14 protein-coding genes and 1 pseudogene are annotated in these 17,428 nt (G+C 47.2%); 12 read left to right on the top strand and 3 right to left on the bottom strand.

The window, feature by feature from the left end; translation table 11 throughout:
* Nucleotides 1-182: 182 nt before the first annotated feature.
* Together KB186_RS08935 and KB186_RS08930 are read right to left on the bottom strand one after the other, a co-directional pair.
* A complete protein-coding gene (locus KB186_RS08935) occupies nt 183-1,040 on the bottom strand; it encodes an amidohydrolase family protein (protein ID WP_173608823.1) in 858 nt (285 codons plus the stop codon).
* 14 nt (nt 1,041-1,054) lie between these two features.
* Nucleotides 1,055-4,150 (bottom strand): GNAT family N-acetyltransferase, encoded by a 3,096-nt coding sequence (locus KB186_RS08930; RefSeq protein ID WP_232773440.1) that lies wholly within the window; start codon nt 4,148-4,150, stop codon nt 1,055-1,057.
* A 136-nt stretch (nt 4,151-4,286) separates the two neighbouring features.
* Between KB186_RS08930 and KB186_RS08925 the strand changes: the two genes are divergently transcribed.
* The 12 genes and pseudogenes from KB186_RS08925 to mleBRB all read left to right on the top strand — a co-directional run bounded on the left by KB186_RS08925 (nt 4,287) and on the right by mleBRB (nt 16,126).
* Nucleotides 4,287-5,006, top strand: a complete 720-nt coding sequence (locus KB186_RS08925) for a metallophosphoesterase family protein (protein ID WP_173608821.1) — start codon at nt 4,287-4,289, stop codon at nt 5,004-5,006.
* Nucleotides 5,007-5,265: 259 nt separating this feature from the next.
* A pseudogene (locus tag KB186_RS08920) lies at nt 5,266-5,469 on the top strand (3'-5' exonuclease); the annotation flags it as partial.
* A 108-nt stretch (nt 5,470-5,577) separates the two neighbouring features.
* A complete protein-coding gene (locus KB186_RS08915; protein WP_221867587.1) occupies nt 5,578-6,777 on the top strand; it encodes a DUF418 domain-containing protein in 1,200 nt (399 codons plus the stop codon).
* 54 nt (nt 6,778-6,831) lie between these two features.
* The gene (locus KB186_RS08910) at nt 6,832-8,343 is read left to right on the top strand and encodes an S-layer homology domain-containing protein (RefSeq protein WP_173608819.1); all 1,512 of its coding nucleotides are present in this window, start codon (nt 6,832-6,834) and stop codon (nt 8,341-8,343) included.
* A gap of 136 nt (nt 8,344-8,479) precedes the next feature.
* A complete protein-coding gene (locus tag KB186_RS08905; RefSeq protein ID WP_232773439.1) occupies nt 8,480-9,379 on the top strand; it encodes a helix-turn-helix transcriptional regulator in 900 nt (299 codons plus the stop codon).
* A gap of 19 nt (nt 9,380-9,398) precedes the next feature.
* Entirely contained in the window at nt 9,399-10,208 is an 810-nt protein-coding gene (locus KB186_RS08900; RefSeq protein ID WP_232773438.1) for an NAD(P)H-binding protein, read from the top strand.
* A gap of 12 nt (nt 10,209-10,220) precedes the next feature.
* On the top strand, nt 10,221-11,174 hold the full coding sequence (locus KB186_RS08895; protein ID WP_232773437.1) for an ATP-binding cassette domain-containing protein: 954 nt from the start codon (nt 10,221-10,223) through the stop codon (nt 11,172-11,174).
* Nucleotides 11,171-11,953 carry an ABC transporter permease gene (locus tag KB186_RS08890; protein ID WP_232773436.1) on the top strand — a complete coding sequence of 261 codons (783 nt, stop codon included), beginning with the start codon at nt 11,171-11,173 and terminating at the stop codon, nt 11,951-11,953. Before KB186_RS08895 ends, KB186_RS08890 begins: the two co-directional genes overlap by 4 nt.
* Before the next feature lie 184 nt (nt 11,954-12,137).
* Nucleotides 12,138-13,520 carry a TraB/GumN family protein gene (locus tag KB186_RS08885; protein ID WP_232773435.1) on the top strand — a complete coding sequence of 461 codons (1,383 nt, stop codon included), beginning with the start codon at nt 12,138-12,140 and terminating at the stop codon, nt 13,518-13,520.
* 142 nt (nt 13,521-13,662) lie between these two features.
* Nucleotides 13,663-14,166 (top strand): tellurite resistance TerB family protein, encoded by a 504-nt coding sequence (locus KB186_RS08880; protein WP_173608813.1) that lies wholly within the window; start codon nt 13,663-13,665, stop codon nt 14,164-14,166.
* A gap of 149 nt (nt 14,167-14,315) precedes the next feature.
* The gene (locus tag KB186_RS08875) at nt 14,316-14,717 is read left to right on the top strand and encodes a DoxX family protein (RefSeq protein ID WP_173608812.1); all 402 of its coding nucleotides are present in this window, start codon (nt 14,316-14,318) and stop codon (nt 14,715-14,717) included.
* 563 nt (nt 14,718-15,280) lie between these two features.
* Nucleotides 15,281-16,126, top strand: a complete 846-nt coding sequence (gene mleBRB, locus KB186_RS08870) for a BRB family alpha/beta fold macrolide esterase (protein ID WP_173608811.1) — start codon at nt 15,281-15,283, stop codon at nt 16,124-16,126.
* A gap of 170 nt (nt 16,127-16,296) precedes the next feature.
* Here the strand turns inward: mleBRB and KB186_RS08865 are convergent, their stop codons facing one another.
* Entirely contained in the window at nt 16,297-17,349 is a 1,053-nt protein-coding gene (locus KB186_RS08865) for a 2,3-butanediol dehydrogenase (RefSeq protein ID WP_232773434.1), read from the bottom strand.
* Between the last annotated feature and the right edge of the window lie 79 nt (nt 17,350-17,428).

Here is a 17,428-nt window from a genome sequence, read left to right as displayed (position 1 = left end):
TCCTCCCCCAATGTAGTAGAAACCTTGCTATCTCTTTACTGGTGAAAGCTGTATAAGCAAACTCGCATATATGTATCATAATACGGAAACTGTCGTTTTTTGTCGTAAATAGAAGAAGTTTTCTTGAACAAATGAAAAATCCCATGTTTCTTCGAGAGGAAGAGACATGGGATTTGTATTGTCTACTCAACCAACGGCTTGATTTTGGGAAACACCTTCAATGCTGTCTTGTAAAACACATCCTCGTGATACTCCGTTGGGATTAGGTCCTGTACAAACTGGATATACGACTTCACTGGCGCCAACGGCCAGTCTGTTCCGAACAAAAACTTGTCGTAATGATCACAATAGGTGATTGCGTGTCGCAGATGGGAGAAGAAGAGAGGGGATTCCGAAAGTCGCTTGCAATTGGCTGCGTCACCGACCATTAAGCCGGAGAGATCTGCAAACATGTTTCGGTTTTTATAAACGACCTCTGCCCCATCGAGTACCCACGGATCACCAAAATGGGCCATCATGAAATTGACGTCTCGATGTTTCACCGCCACCTCGTCCAGTGTGAGAGGGTGGGAGTATTTTAAGAGCCCGCGCTCCGAGTACGTATCGCCGGTGTGAAAGACGACAGGCACCTGGTATTTGGCTGCGAGCGCATAGACGGGATCATAGACGCTATCATAGGCGTAGAAGGGATAGTAGCCTAGATAGATTTTCAACCCGACCACATTGGGTGTTTGCAGGTCAGCTTCCAAGCGTGCCACTGCGGCTTCATCCAGCTTGAACGGGTTGATTCCCAGGCAATAGACGAATTGTGGCGGCAACTCGTCTGTCAGGTCTAGTCCCATGGGAGTGACCGCTTCCACATCGGGAAAGCCGTCTGGCTGAGTCTCTGTCAAGCCCATGCCTATCCCAAGAATCACGCCATTCTCGGCATATTCTTGCAAGAGGCCGGCAACGGAGTAATCGACAAACGACTTTTCTGCCGCTGTCCGCTTGAATTCCTCGATATGGGATAAATGCATGTGCGCATCTATGATTTTCATTGTGAAGCCCTCCCTTATTTGGCAAAGCGTATCGCACGTAAGTCAGATAAGGCATTGGATGGAAGCGTGTTGTCGGCAAACAGGAAAAAGACAGGTGGAGTAAAGGTAGTGCTGTTGTTTGGCAGATTCAGCTCGCGTATGACAGAAGCTACCGCTACTTCTTTGTTTGCGTATACTTGGAGGTCCGCAGTATCGAGGTCAGTAACGATATGCATTTGATCCTTGCTGTTAGCGCGCCCGAGGACATAATCAGAAACTTCAAGGACATCCAATTCACCTTGTGCCAGCATGTAGTTGAGCTCCTCGCCATTCGTACCGACGGTTTTCAGCCATACCGCCTCGTCCTCGGTTCCTGGCTGCAAAAAGATGTCCGTAGACAATTCCTTGCCAGCAAAGTAGGTTCCAGTATTCTGCTCGATTTCTATGGTATGGCAGAGGACAGGTACCCCTGGCAGCAGCAAGTAATACTGATGGCAAGTCAACCCGCGATACTTCTCCTGCTTTTTCACATGGTAGCTCACCTTGATTCCCTGCCACGCATTTTGCCTGTTGTCAATTAGCTCGACAAAGGATGCAGTACGCTCTTCCTTAACCAGAGAAAACGCGCTTAACTCCTCAATATAATTGCCGATTCCACCTGTCCACGGATTCCACCAAGATTTCGGTTTCCGCTCAGGGAAGGAGCTATCCAGCCACTCCTGTCCATTGCTTGTGAGCGAGTAGAGTGTCGAAGCAAAATCTGGAGCGGCTTTGATCCGCAATCGTCCATTGTCGGCGATATAGACCTGCTGCCCCTCTTCCACTGTTTCTTCCTGGATGACCTTCCCTTGACCAATTGGGAAAATCGCACTTTGCAAATGCGATACATGCGTTGCAAAACGTCCCTCTACTTGCACGAGGTCATATGGTTTTTCCGGTGTCTTGAAGGAGAAGCCAGATTCAGTCTCTTCTTCATCTTCAGTAAAGCTCTGCGTTTGTCCGGAAGCAAACTCACTCAAAAGAGATGCCATCAGTTCTCCGTCCAAGTACTGCTGCTTGTATTCTTTCACCTGTACATCCAGGTCCTTACTTGTGACAAACGGATTTTGCCCATTGGCACTCAACTCCAGGTGAGAGGTCAAGATCAAGTCTGCTGGCAGTGGTTCCTTACGGGCAAAGGCACGAAACTCTTTCCAGTCAGCATAGCCCCCATGCGAAAAGTAGATCGGGCCAAACGATTTTTTTTCATGTGGAGCAAGCATGCCGAGATTGGTTTCAAGTGTCACGTACCAGCCTTGAATGTCAAAACGGTATTCAGGAGGCCAGCACATTCCCCATGGGGCCGACTCATCCTGTGTAAACAGCCAGTTTTCACTGACTAACTCAGCATCCCAATAATCCATATCGCTGCCGTAAGAGGATGGTGTTTCAACATAACGGCCTTGGTACGGCACAATGGGGCGATGAAAACTGTGATGAAAGCCTTGGTTTAGCCACAGCTCAGCAGCCAATTTGTCAGCAGAATGATTTTCTATCTCCACCCCGTGTTCCACAGTGCCATCTCCGAACAGGAGTGTTTTGCTAACCAACGCTATTTGCGCGTATGCACTGGAGTGATACGTCGCACGGATTCCGATCGCTCCTTTTTCTGCGATAAATTCAACTTTCTCGGCACGTTTCTTCGAGAACTCGCTGGAAAAAGGCTTGCCGAGCTTGGGATAGAGGAGATTGGTTGGCTCGCCACCTGTCCCGCCAACAACAGTCATTTCATTATCTTCTTTGTTCAAGTAGAGCATATGGCGGCCATGGTGCACTTGCCAAGCTTGTTCCGTTTCTCCAGACACCATCGCACCAAGCCCCGTGAAGGCAGCCCCGATTTTTTTGGCAAAAGAAACTGATCTGCCATCTGCGAGCTTTGCCTCCACCTGTACGTTGGCTTCGTAAAAGCCGTGTTCATACAGATCAGCGTTAAGCGGAAGCGACATGCGCTCTTTGCCAGACAGTTTCAAAGTGTGGCGTTGCTCTTGTAAGCCAAAAAATGAGCAAGCGGGCAGCTCGAATGCAAATTCGGCTTCTTCCGCAAAATTGTTTTCCACGTCCAAATAAAACAGCTTTGTCTGCCCCGGATAAGAGAGGCCTGGTACATGCAAGGAAAGGGTAGCAGGAAACTTGGGAAGGATTCCGACCTCAAACAGCGCTGCCTTGCCGTTGATCAGCAGGTGGGTGCAGACACGCGGGTGCGTGCGCCAGATGCTTTGCTCTTCTGTGATTGGATCGACAAAAAAGGTTGCGGACAGCGTGGTTTCCCCTGTCACAGCCAGCTCGTGCTGATAATCAAAGCGGATCGTGTCGCTCGGTTGCCCGTTTAACGAAATCTGTAACGGCTTGCCTGATTTGTTGACGATCCGATAGTGAATCTGATACTCCCGTCCAAAGACCAGCTCCAGCTTTTCCACTTCGGCAGACACGAGATAATCTTCCGTCTCAATGAGGCGCATGCCTCTGCCGCGCCGCTCAAACTCCACGCGCAAGCTCTTGTCTCCTTTTGCCCAGGAGTAGGTGAAGTAATCAAAGCCGTTTTCCTTGCGTCCGTCTGGCTCTACGACGATCTGTCGCGTGGAGTCCTGATACCAGTCAAGCTCCTCAAAATAATGGGAGATCGCCTCGGTACGGAGCACAGAAGGAATCATGTTCATTAGGTGAGTGGCGTCGTCCCGGTCTTCCCAGAAAAAGCCGAACTTCTTATACAACGGAACAGCCTTCGTGTTTCCTGCCCATGTATACAGATCAAGTCGCGACCAGCCGAGCTCAATCGTTTTCTCCAGTGCGCATGAAAGCAGCATCCGGCCGACCTTTTTTCCGTGATAGTCGGGACGTACATTGAGCAACGGGATGTAGAGGGCGCCGGTATCTTCCCGATATTCTGCCAGACTGCAATAACCAACGACCGTTTCACCTTCCATTGCGAGATAGACAGTGATAGCGTCAGAGGCTGCTTCTTCTTGTCTGATTTGTTCGGCTGTCGTAATCGAATTTCCGCCTCCCCAGCTATCTCGGCTTGCATTCCACATATCTGCGACCGCTGCGGCCAGCTCAGGGCGGTAGGTGACAATTGAGATTGATGCTTCCATGCTTGTTAACACCTCGATTACATTGTTAAATTCTGTATCTTATATGAGTTGTACGTTTGATTGAAAGAATTGTTGCTAGTTTTCGGAAAAAGAATCTGAATATGAGATAATAAGGGGGAGCAGGAAGGGGGTAGCTATGAAACGGAAACTGATTATTGGTGATATCCATGGATATTTTCATGTACTTCAGCAGCTACTGGAAAAAATAAATTATAAGCCTATACAGGACCAGGTTATTTTTATTGGAGATTATATCAATAGAGGACCTGAATCTCTAAAAGTTGTTTCAGAGATTAAAAGAATGGTGGAGGAAGAAGAGGCAATTGCGTTAATGGGGAATCATGAATATTCTTTGATTGAATTTTTGGACTCTCGGAACCCTTCCTTTGATTTATTTTTTCTACATAAAATGGGTGGTATGAACGCAATAGATAGTTTTCTTCAAGGTGTTGATGATTCAGTTTTTAACGACATAGAGCTTGTTAAAAGAACACTTAAAGTAGAGCGCAAAGAAGAAATTGATTTTATTAATCATTTGCCTTATTACTTTGAAGATGAAGGACATATTTTTGTACATGCAGGAGTTCGTCCAAGGAATTGGCGAGAAACAACACCTTCTGATTTTGTCTGGATTGGTGAGGATTTTATAGAAAGTCCAACAGGCATTGACAAAGTTGTCATATTTGGACATACCCCAACTTCAAGAATAAAATCGAATACAGCACCCAATCAAATTTGGTATTCAACAGAAGGTGATAAAATAGGGATAGATGGCGGGTGTGGCTATTCTGGCGGGCAACTAAATGCACTGGAAATCAATACAGAAGGATACAAGAACCACTTTGTAAAATGCTAAAATACGCAGCCCCTACCCTAATTAAAAGGTGGGGGCTGTTTGACACTTGCCAACTAACCGGCTATTTCCCTACTTTACAAGCCCCTTCAAGTAGTCCAGGAGCAGCGGATAGAAATGCGGCTTGAAGTGAACACCATTGTCCGCGTACTGGATTTTGTTGGCGGTGAAGAGGGGGGCCAAGTCCACGTAATCGACTTTGACTTCATCGGCCAGCAGTTCAAGCGCTTGGTTGAAGTCTGTAATGTTCGCATACTGCGGCGTGCCGTCAAGCTGGATTCGTCACCATATCAGCATCAAGCACCAATACGGCAAAATGATTGGAGCCGAGCGCGGTGTCGGGATGGGGAAGGCATTGCAGATGTTGAATATCCCACTCGAAGGTACGCATCATCGTGGAATGGATGATGCCAGAAACATCGCCAAAATATTCGTCGCGATATTTGATCAGTTGAAGTTCTCCTAATCGTCCACCATACCCAAGTCGCGTTAAATGTAATAGTAAGGTAACGATAAGGTGCGATTTAGAAGCCATTAAGCTTAGCCCGTTACAATCAGGCTTGAGGTGATAGTCATGGAACTAAGGCAGAACCGCGTTCGCATCATCGATGGCTTGCGGGGATTTAGTTTAGTAGGGATTTTGCTGGCGAATATGCTGATTTTCCAGTATGGGATTTGGGGAAGCCAAGAAATGGATTTGTACGCTCTTCCCGATTATGAAATGACTGCTTATCAGCTTGTGAAAATATTTGTAGAAGGCAGCTTTATGCCGATTTTTACCTTCATGTTTGGTTTTGGCATGATCAAGATGCAGCAAAGCTTGGCCGCAAAAGGCTTGAGACAAAAACGCTACCTTACCCGCAGGTTTTTGATGCTGATCGGATTTGGTTTCCTTCATTCGTATTTCCTGTGGGAAGGGGATATCTTGGGGTTTTATGGCTTGATGGGCTTCTTTTTGTTGCTGTTCATGAACCGTAAACCGAAGACTTTGCTCATTTGGGGGATTGTCTTGCTCTGCCTCATCAGCTTAATGGGGCTTGTGCCAGATGATCCGAATGATCCTGCGAGTATTACCGATCCTGCCCGTATGGAGGCATATGTGGTCAAAACCATGACTGTCTATGGCACGGGAACATACGAGGAGATCGTGCATCACAGAAACAGTGAAGATCCGCTTGGTTTGCCAGAATACATGATGTTTGTTTTACTGTTGATCGCGCCGCTTATGAGCGCACCCATGTTCCTTTTTGGGATGTTTGCTGCGAAGCGCAGGTGGTTCGAGAAGCCAGAGGAAGAACGAACCTCGTATCTCCGAAACATGCTGATTTTCTTGCCAGCGGGACTTTTGTTAAAAGCATTACATGTATATTTGCCGGGAACTTGGTGGAGTGGCGTCGGTGATATAACGGGGGAAACCATTCTTGCCATTGGTTACATTTTTGCCTTTGCTTGGTTCTTTTCCAGAAGTACGGAATCAACTTGGCTGCCAAGGTTTGAAGCCGTGGGAAAACTCTCTTTAACGAATTACCTTTTGCAAACGGTCATTTGTACGACGATCTTCTATGGATATGGACTCGGATGGTTCGGAAAGATCGGAGTATTGGCTGGTTGCGGATTGGCGATTGTGATTTATTTGGGACAGCTTTTTTTAAGCCGACTGTATCTAAAACGATTCCGTTATGGTCCAGTGGAACGACTATTGCGTATGTGGACGAATTTTTCGTTCTCCGGCAAGACCAAGCAACGCCCGGAAAAACCTATTTCTGGCCTCTAAAAATATGAATCCTCTTATCGGTCTCCATCATACAATGTAAATGATTGGAAAAAGATGATCAGATGGGTCATCGTAAAGAACGGAGGATGGGAATTGGGACGTTTTCACAGAGCCGTAACGAGTCTTGTTTTCTTTAGCCTCTTTTGCTTGATCTTCCAAGCATCCATATTCGTGCCTGTAAGCCAAGCAGCAAGTGCAGAGGAAACACCTGCCGCGGTAGAAACCACTGTAGATCTTCGTCACTTACAAGGAAAAGTCAATGAAGTTAACGCCGAGAATTTGATCCAGGAAAAATATACGCCTGACAGTTGGAGCAAGCTGGTGTATGCATTGGATGCTGCAAAAGCGGTACTGACGAAGCCAAATGTCACCCAAGCAGAAATCGATGGTGCCTTGTCCGTGTTAGTCATAGCAAGAGAAGGGCTGAAGAAGCAGGAAAGTGCAGTCGACAAGAGTAAACTGCAAGCGAAAGTAGAGGAAATTGCAGTGGAAAAGCTGCAAGAAAAAGACTACACGAGGGCCAGTTGGAAAGAACTGCAGAATAGACTGGCGCAGGCTTACTTTGTACTGGATGATCCGCATACGAGCCAGATTGTCGTAGATGTTGCCCTTGAGAAACTAATCAAAGCGAGACAAGATTTGAAGAAACAAGATGACGCGGTCTATAAAAGAGAATTGAGAGCCAAAGTGGAAGAGATCGAGGACAAAGACTTGGATGAAGACGACTACACCAGATCAAGCTGGCGTGATTTGGAAGATGCACTCGAACATGCATGGGATGTCATTGACGATCCACATGCTACGCAGTCGGAGGTAGACGATGCTCTGTACGATTTGAAGAAAGCATGGAGAGATCTGGAAGATGACAAGCATCGGGACAGAGACAGGGATCGGGACAAAGACCGTAAAAAAGGTTCCTATACCACGCCGACAAACAGCTTTTTCACTGGAGGCAGCTCTACAGATAAGAAAGAGGAGCGCCCTGCAACCAATAAGAAAAGCAAGAGCCAACGTGGCTATATCAATGGCTATCCTGACGGAACGTTTCAACCGGATCGCACGGTGACACGTGCGGAGATGGCTGCCATTTTACTGAACGCTGAAATGGTGAGCCAGTCTTCTGCGAATAAGGGAAGGTTCTTCGATGTAGCAGACAACTACTGGGCAGCAAATCCGATTCATCAAGCAAGTGCGGCGGGTATGATGAGCGGCTACCCGGACGGCACATTCCGTCCATCGGCCAACATTACCCGAGCGGAAATAGCCGCGGTCATCTATAAATACAAGGCCTTGCAAGGTGCGGGAGGAGGCACTGCCTTTTTTGATGTGAGGGGAGATCACTGGTCATCTCCAATCATTGCAGCGGTTGTTGCAAAAGGTTACATGACAGGTTACCCCGATGGTACCTTCCAGCCAGAGAAAGCGCTGACGCGTGCCGAAGCCGTAACGATTCTCAATCGCGTGTTGAATCGTGTGCCACAGAACCAAGCTGGCCCGCAAAGATGGCCGGATGTCGTACCTGGTCATTGGGCATATAAAGAAATTGAAGAAGCATCCATGAAGTAACGTTTTCGAAAAAGGACTCACCCTCCTGTAAAATAGAGGGTGAGTTTTTTTAATCCTGACACACATGATGTCAGGATTCGTGCATTATGATGATGACAGTCGCCGAATAGGTGATGAGCATGAGGAGTGTAAATGGATGAAGCTGGATCGATTACTGGCTATCACGATAGAGTTGATGACGAAAAAACGGGTGACAGCAACAGAGCTTGCAGCCAGATTTGAGGTCTCTGTTCGAACGATTTATCGTGATGTTGAGTTAATGAATCAAGCTGGAATTCCCGTCGTTTCATTTACAGGAGCAGATGGTGGATTCGAGCTGATGGAGGGTTTCTTCCTCACGAAGCAGCACTTCTCTGTGAAAGACTTTTCGGTCATATACAATCTCTTAAAAAGCACGGAAGGAGCTATCGGAGGAAAATATACGACGCTTGTTCAGAAGCTGGGCAGCCTGCAGCCTGCTCTACTGCATGGGGGAAATAACGAATCGATCATTTTTAACCTGACGACGGTAGAAGAGGAGAAGGTCGCCATTCACCCGCTTTCAGAGGCGATCCAGCAAAATCGAGTCACGAATTTTTGTTATAAGAGTGCATCAGGTACGGTATCAGAAAGACGAGTGGAGCCGCTCCGTCTATTTTGGGAGCGTGGAGCGTGGTATCTTCAGGCGTATTGCTTGTTGCGTCAGGCGAATCGAATCTTTCGCCTTTCCAGGATTACTGCGCTTGAGGTGACCGAATTCATGTTTCACCCAAGAAAAGACCAGACAAGCCAGGAGGAAGAAGGAACGCAAGACTATGAAGGGACACTTGCGCATCTCCGTTTTGATCCATCCGTAGGGCTTCGTGTGTTGGAGCAATTCCCGGGAGAATGTACGCATCACAGTACGCATATCGATTTGCACAAAGTTTTTTATAAACGAGACTACGCGATTTCAGTCGTATTAAGTTATGGATCAAAGGTAGAGATCATCTCCCCTGACGACTTAAAGGAAGACGTATTGAAAGAAATCAAAGAGATTCAACGACACTACCAATAATTTGAGGAGGATGTACAGCATGACGATTTTAGTAACGGGTGCAACAGGTACGGTAGGGAGACATGTGGTGGATCAGCTTTTGAAAAAGGGTGTAGAGGTACGTGCCATTTCGAGAAATCCGGAAAAAGCCGACCTGCCAGCGGGAGTAGAGGCTGTGGCAGGGGACCTTGCTATACCGGAGAGCCTGGAAGAGGCGTTGCAAGGCGTAACGGCTCTACACTTAATTGCTTCTAGCTACACCTTTCAAACCGATCCGAAGGTAGTCGAAATGGCGGAAAGAGCCGGAGTGAAGCGCGTGTCCGTATTGGTGAGTGACACGGAAGGTCCTGTAGAAGAAGCAGTGGCAAACAGTGCAATGGAATGGACTCTCCTGAAGCCCGTGGAATTCATGTCTAATGCGATTGTCGATTGGCAGGAATCGATTCGTTTGGAGGGAGTCGTGCGGGAACCTTTTGGCAATGCCTTAAGCGCGAAAGTACACGAAGCAGATATTGCGAGTGTTTCTGTGGTGGCATTGCTTGAATCGGGACACCATGGGCAAAGTTATGTTCTAACGGGACCAGAGGCGATTACACGCATCGAATCTGTTCAGATAATTTCGAAAATTTTAGAGAGAGAAATTCGATTTGAAGAGCTTTCGGAGGAGCAGGCGCGACAAAATTGGAGAGATCAGGGCTACGAAGAGGGAGATATTGAATTTTTCGTAGCCATGGGCAAGAATCCACCTAAAGTGGGCTACACGGTCTTGTCCACGGTGGAGCAAGTGACGGGAAAGCCTGCAAAAACGTTTGCCGAATGGGCAATCGAACATAAAAGCAATTTTGGATAAGGAGTGGCCGCCATGTCATATGCCATTGAAGTCAAGAAGCTCAGGAAATCGTTCGGGGATCATGAGGTGGTCAAAGGAATTGACCTGCGTGTCAAAAAAGGGGAGTTGTTCGCTTTGCTCGGCCCGAACGGCTCTGGAAAAACGACAACCATCCATATGCTTTCCACGCTCCTTGCGCCAGACGGAGGAACAGCATTGATATCCGGTTGCGATATCGTGAAAAACGCGCAGGCTGTGCGCAAAAAAATAAGCCTGACGGGACAGTTCGCTGCCCTGGATGAAGCATTAACCGGATTGCAAAACTTGATCCTGATTGGCAGATTGTTTGGCTACTCTACGAGGGAAGCCCGTACAAAAGCAAGAGAGCTGCTTGATACATTTGGGCTTGCAGATGCCATGGATCGGATGGTAGAAAACTATTCTGGGGGGATGCGGAGACGATTAGATATCGCCGCCAGCGTCCTCACTCAGCCGGAGCTAATTTTTCTGGATGAGCCAACCACGGGTCTCGACCCGCAAAGTAGGCAGCAAGTATGGGAAGTCGTCCGTACGCTTTTAAAATCAGGCACCACTGTGCTATTAACGACCCAATATCTCGAAGAAGCCGATCAATTAGCTGACCGGATCGCGGTAATTGATAAAGGAACGATGATTGCAGAAGGGACACCGGAGCAGTTAAAAGCCTTGGTGGGGGGAAAGACATTGACGGTTCGTATGACCGAACCTCTGAACAAGGAACGGATAAGCCGTCTTTTGGAAGAACATCTTCGGTTGCCGATTTATTCCGATCAAGATGACCCACATTTTCTTAGCATCTCAGTAAAAGAAGCGAGTCTGGCAAACCAAGCAATCGGGATGCTTCTGGCTAATGAGGTTTCCATTGAGCATTTTTCCCTGAGTGACCCGAGTCTGGAAGAAGTGTTTTTAGCCCTGACTTATAGTGAAAAGAAGGAGACCATCTCATGAACGCGAGTCATACACTCAGTATCTTTGCGGCAATCCGTATCTTTATGTGGCGCACATGGCAAAACACACAAAATAACCTTTTCACATTTTGTATGGACGCTATCCTTTCCCCTGTGATGATGTTGCTTATTTTTACATATTTGTTCGGTGGAGCCATCGCTGGTTCTACGGCAGCGTATCTCCAGTTTTTTCTGCCAGGAGTTCTTGTGTTGACGATCATTCCAATGACGGTTTATAGCGGGACGACCATTTGCCAGGATATTGCGAAGGGCGTGTATAACCGTTTTCGTACCATGCCTTTTTGGCAGCCAGCGTCTGTCATAGGCCCATTATTAACAGACGGCCTACGTTATACGATTGCCATACTCGTCGCCATTGGGACAGGAATGCTGCTGGGGTTTCGCCCGGAAGGCGGTATAGTCGGTGCGACACTCGCTGTTTTGTATATCATTTTCTTTGCCTTTAGTGTGAGCTGGATTTTTTCCATGATCGGTATCTTGGCAAAGCGACCGGAAACAGTATCGGGTTCGAGCATGTTCTTTGTGTACCCGTTGCTTTTTGCTAGCACGATTTTCGTAGATTCTTCCACCATGCCTAAATGGATGGGAACAATCGTCAATCTAAACCCGATCAGTATCGCAGTAGGGACGGTACGAGGCTTGATGGGGGGAACAGCAAATCTGTCTGATGTGTTGATCGGAATCGGATTATGCCTACTGCTGGTTGTCATATTTGCTCCGTTAACAATACGTCTGTATTTGACCAAACCAAATCGATAACTTGCGGATTCACAGCGAAAGCGTCGACGATCAATGTCGATGCTTTTTATGTATAGTGAAAATGGTCGTATTTTCTATTCTTTTCTATCATTCGGTTATCTCTTCCAGAAAGTTGTGGTATAATCTACCACTAAGACAGAATGGCATAAAATCATTCAGCTTAGAATCGAGAGGGGAAAGTTTCATGAAATTAAACAAACGCTGGAGCAAACTGAGTCGATGGGCGGGTACAGGTGCACTCAGCTTGGCGCTTTTGCTAGGGTATGTGCTTCCAGTTCACGGGCAAACTTCCGTAGCTCCCGTAATCAGCCCTTGGTCGGTGACCACGTTGAACGAAGGGGAGAAATACGGAATTTTTCCACTGGCTTGGTATGAAGATGCTTCATTTCAGCAATCGATTTCTGCTGACAAGTTTCTTACCTTGATGGAAGGAACGGCGAAAAAGCTGGATCTTCTGGGATTGAAGAAAAAGAACGCTTCCTTGTCCACTCCGACGGATAAGGTGATTACGAGAGAAGTGGTCATTACTTCTTTGTACAAACTCCTGGCAAACTACGAACTGCCAGCAGCATTCGAAATGACCGGGGATAACCCGATTGACTACATGAAGAAAAAAGGCCTGGTCAAAGGGACGAGCACAGGTCTCGAGCTGAATCAGCCAAGCACGGTTGAACAAGCGACGGTGATGGCGAGCCGACTGGTCGAGTTCGCATACGATACGGTTGGCGGTGGTGCCGAAGGTCTTATGTGGAAAGTGACCAACGGCAAAAACACCATGTACTTGCTCGGCTCGATCCACATGGGGATCGCAGATATGTACCCGATGCAAAAAGACATCCGGGAAGCGTATGAAGCGTCGGATGAACTGTGGGTCGAAGCAGATATTATCAACGGTGACAATGACTATTTAACACAAAAGATGGTATACGCGGATGGCACCACATTGAAGGATCATGTATCCGCCGAGACGTACCAAAAGGTGCAAAACTTGCTTGCCAAGCTGCAACTGCCAGCCAATTCTTTTGATACCTACAAGCCATTTGCTATTTCGTTATCTGTGCCAACGCTTGGCTACGTAGACAGCGATACAGATGTTCAATTCGCGATGCTAACCGGCATCGACAGGTACTTCCTGACGAAGGCGATGCTGGATGAGAAGCCGATCAAAGAGCTGGAAGGCATAAAGCTGCAAGCGGACTTGCTGTCAGATGTACCAGCAGAGCAGCAGGAGAAAGAATTGAACATTATTTTAGATAGCGCTATGACCGAAAAAGGGCTGGAGGAAGGCACAAAGCTCTTAAAAGACATGCAGACGGAATGGGTAGAAGGAGATCTGAATGGCTTTACCCAGATCATGACGACGCATGGCGATTTCGGTGAAGGCGATGTGAACCAGCGTCTGCTCGGTGAGCGAGATAAAAACATGGCTATAAAACTGGCAGAAGTGTTGGAGAAAAAAGGGGAAACGACTTCTTTTGTCGTGGTCGGTGCTGCCCACTTCTCGATGAAAGGCATGGTTATCGATCATTTGAAAGCCAAGGGCTATCACGTGCAACAATTGCAATAAGAGCTGGGATAGGAGGTGTCGGCGGGCAGGCTGGCACTTCTTTTTTGTTTGCCGAAAAATTGATTACCCTGACAAGTATTGCTAACATTATCCAGAGAATAGTAAAATTATACTATCTTGTCTTACATAGGAGGTAGTTTGCGTGGGTTTGTTTGATATGTTTAAAACGGATAAAGGGGAAGAAATGACCCCTCATTTTGGGTTTGCATGTTCCTTGCTCTACATGATGAAATCGGATGGAGAAATGGACCACGAGGAAATCGGTCAATTGCTCGCTGTATTGGGTGGCGAAGAAAGCAACGGCGTGATTGGCGTAGGTGCCAATAACAGACAGTTGCTCGAAAACGCAATGAAATATACACGCAAAAACCCCATTGAGAAATTCTTGAGCGAAGTAACGCCAATGCTCACAGACGCTCAAAAAATGTGCATCCTGGTCAACCTGATCGATTCTTCCCTGGCTGATGGCCAACCTGAGCGTGAAGAGCAAGAGCTGTTTGGCAAATTCTTGACTGCGTTTGGTATTTCGGAGGATCGTTTCCGTCCTTTCTTTGAAGTAATTGTGTTGAAAAATGACCGTGGTGTGTTCTTGAATCAAAACCATCCAAAGAACCAACCGGGTTACAGAGTTACCCTTCCGGTTTAATCCATGATACGAATTCAAAACCTTCTCATTTGAGAAGGTTTTTTTCGTTTTTAGAAAAAGACATCCCCCCAAAATAGCAATTCAGAAGAAATGCTATCGTTTTATTTGTGTTACGATCTAGTTAGGAAAAAATGAAAGGTGGGATCCAAATGCGGAATCAAATTTCTAAAACACGTCTGTGGATTGCACGGATTATGAGCGGACTTGTCATTCTTTTTATGCTTTTTGACGGTGTATTCAAACTCATCCAGCCTGCTCCTGTCATAGAGGGAACCCTCGTACTCGGCTATGCGGAGCATCACATTGGCGTGATTGGAATTCTCGCCCTTGTATCAACGGTGTTGTATGCTATACCCCGGACAGCAGTTTTGGGTGCGCTTCTGTTGACTGGATTTTTCGGTGGGGTCATTGCTACCCAGATCCGTGTCGATGCGCCGCTCTTTTCCCATACGCTGTTTGCTGTCTACCTCGCGATTTTGATGTGGGGCGGATTGTGTTTGCGGGATGAGAGGGTGCGAAAGCTGCTTTTCGCTGCCAAAGAAGAAAAATAATAAACACAGGTCTTCTTCGTGAGCTTCGCGTCGGCATCCTGCTTCAGTATCACGTATGACCAGATTCTTTCCAAGCAGCCATGTGATCAATTCGTCGAGATGAGGCTTACCCGAGACATTGAGACGATTTTTGCAGGACCAGGGATACGAACAATCATATAAACTGCCAATCGTTGACAGATGAAAAAGCATGTGGTAGGATGATCACAACTTATCAGGGACGGAGGGTTACGTGTGGCAAATTAATTTTTCGATACTTTATTCGCACAACACAATCGATGAAATAGTGAGAAAAGGCTATGTTGTGTGCATACGAATCGGAAAATGGATTGCCGCTATGGTAACCCAATTGAATCATGAGCAAATAGGAGTGAGGAAGGCAAGCAAGCGTGATGCCCCCTCTATTTGCATGATCTGTGAAGAGAATGGAACCAATCCTGTACGATCAGATGCTGGAATCTGATGTACATGGGTTTCGTTTCTTCTTCCTTTTTCGATGACGTAAGCACAGGCAGCCTAGCCTGTGTTTTTTTATTTCAGTTCGTTGAGGAGGAAAACATACAATGGCAGAACAGATCTTAAAAAGAAACGGTGTAGAAATATGTGCGGAAAGCTTTGGGAAGCCCACAGATCCGGCGGTTTTGCTGATTATGGGAGCACAAATGTCCATGCTTTGGTGGGAGGAAGAATTTTGTCAGCGACTAGCCGACGCGGGACGCTTTGTTATTCGTTTTGATAATCGGGATGTCGGACGCTCCACGACCTACGAGGTTGGCCATCCAGGTTATACGTTTGAAGATATGGCGGATGATGCTGTTCACGTCCTTGATGCATTCGGCGTACAGCAGGCGCACTTCGTTGGTATGTCGATGGGCGGAATGTTGACACAAATGATTGCATTGCGACATCCCGAAAAAGTTCGTACCATCACATTGCACGCAACGTCCAATTTTGCTCCTGGCCTACCACCAATCGATGAGAAGCTGACGGAGTTGTTCAGCAAGATGGGCGAGATTAACTGGGAGGATGAGCAGGAGGCGTTAGAGGCGGCGGTTGCGAGTTGGAAAGTTCTCAGTGGTTCCAAACATCCTTTTGACGAGCAGCGCGTTCGTGAATTGGCCCAAATCGATATGGCCAGAAGCAACCATTATGCGAGTAGAAACAACCACGCCTTCGTGACAGCCAGTGAACCGTACTTGTTGCGGACAGCGGAAATCGCTGTACCAGCACTTGTGATTCACGGTACAGAAGACATGCTCATCCCTTTCGCGCATGCATTACATCTTGCGAACACCATTCCGGGAGCAGTCTTGCTTACGTTGGAAGGGACAGGGCATGAGCTTCCGCGTGGGGATTGGGATGTCGTCATCGAAGCAATTTTGAAGCATACACAAGAAAAGGAAGCGTAATGACACTTGCTCCTCTTCGCAGAGCGCAAGGCTAAAAAACGAAGAGGATAACGAGAAAAAACGGAGCGGAAAACAGGAATTACTCCTGCTTTCTCTCCGTTTTTTGTAGCGGCATGGCATATTTCCTTGTGTGGAAGAAAATAGCACGATATTTATGGAATCGTTTTCGCTTATGCTCTCGGGCTAACGAGGATTTTTACCTGGTTTTTCTCTTTCAACAGTGCTTCAAAACCATTCTCCATGATGTCGTCGAGCTTGATGCGCTGGGTGACCAGCTTGTCTGCCGGGAAGAAGCCCTTTTCCATCAGGCTGATGACGGCAGGGAATACGTCACGGTAGCCAATGATACCTGTCATGTTGCGTTCTTTCATGACGATGTGATTTGGCTTGATTGGCGCTTCTCTTTCGAAGATGCTGACGATCATGATTTGTCCAGCGATTTTGGTAGATTTGATGGCTTGCGTGAGGACAGGAGGCACGCCTGTGACTTCAAAGGCGATATCTGCGCCACCGTTTGTCCGGTTGTGAATTTCTTGGACTACATCGTATTCTTTTGGATCGATAACGATGGCGCCCAGCTCAGCTGCCTTGTTTTTACGTTCGGGGGACAGCTCCACTGCATAAATCTCAGCCGCTCCTGCTGCTTTTAATGCTTCGATGACAAGCAAGCCAATGGGACCAGCACCGAATACGACAGCTTTGTCACCAGCTTTCAACTGACTTGAACGGACTGCATAAAGGGCCACGGCAGATGGCTCGACAAGAGCTCCTTGCTCATAGGAGAGGCTGTCTGGGATTTTGTGGACCATGTGCTCATCGCAAGCCACGTATTCCGAAAAGCCGCCACCGCCGCCTGCGAGACCGAGGAAGCCCATTTTTTCACAAAGATTGTATTTGCCTTGTCTGCACGCAGCGCATGTTCCGCAAGCGAAAACCGGCTCGACAACGACGCGATCGCCAACCTTGATAGTGGTTACGCCTTCTCCGATTTCCACCACTTGTCCGGAAAATTCATGCCCCATTACGATCGGGGCTTTTTCGCCTGTTAGTGGATGTTCAGTACCTTGTGGGATGAAGATCGGGCCAGCCACGTATTCATGCAAGTCGCTTCCGCAAATGCCGCACCACTCGACTCTGATTTTCACTTTACCTTTGGTCGCAACCGGTTCCGAAATGGTTTCCAAACGGAGGTCTTTTAATCCGTGCCAACGTAACGCTTTCATATCTGCCATCTCCTCATTCGATTTGGATTCTATATATGAAATTCAGCAAGTAAAATAGGAAACGTTTCCGAAAATTAAT

The organism is Brevibacillus sp. AF8, assembly GCF_021270385.1.
Classification (GTDB): Bacteria; Bacillota; Bacilli; order Brevibacillales; family Brevibacillaceae; genus Brevibacillus.
This window is presented reverse-complemented; position numbering and strand designations above follow the sequence as displayed.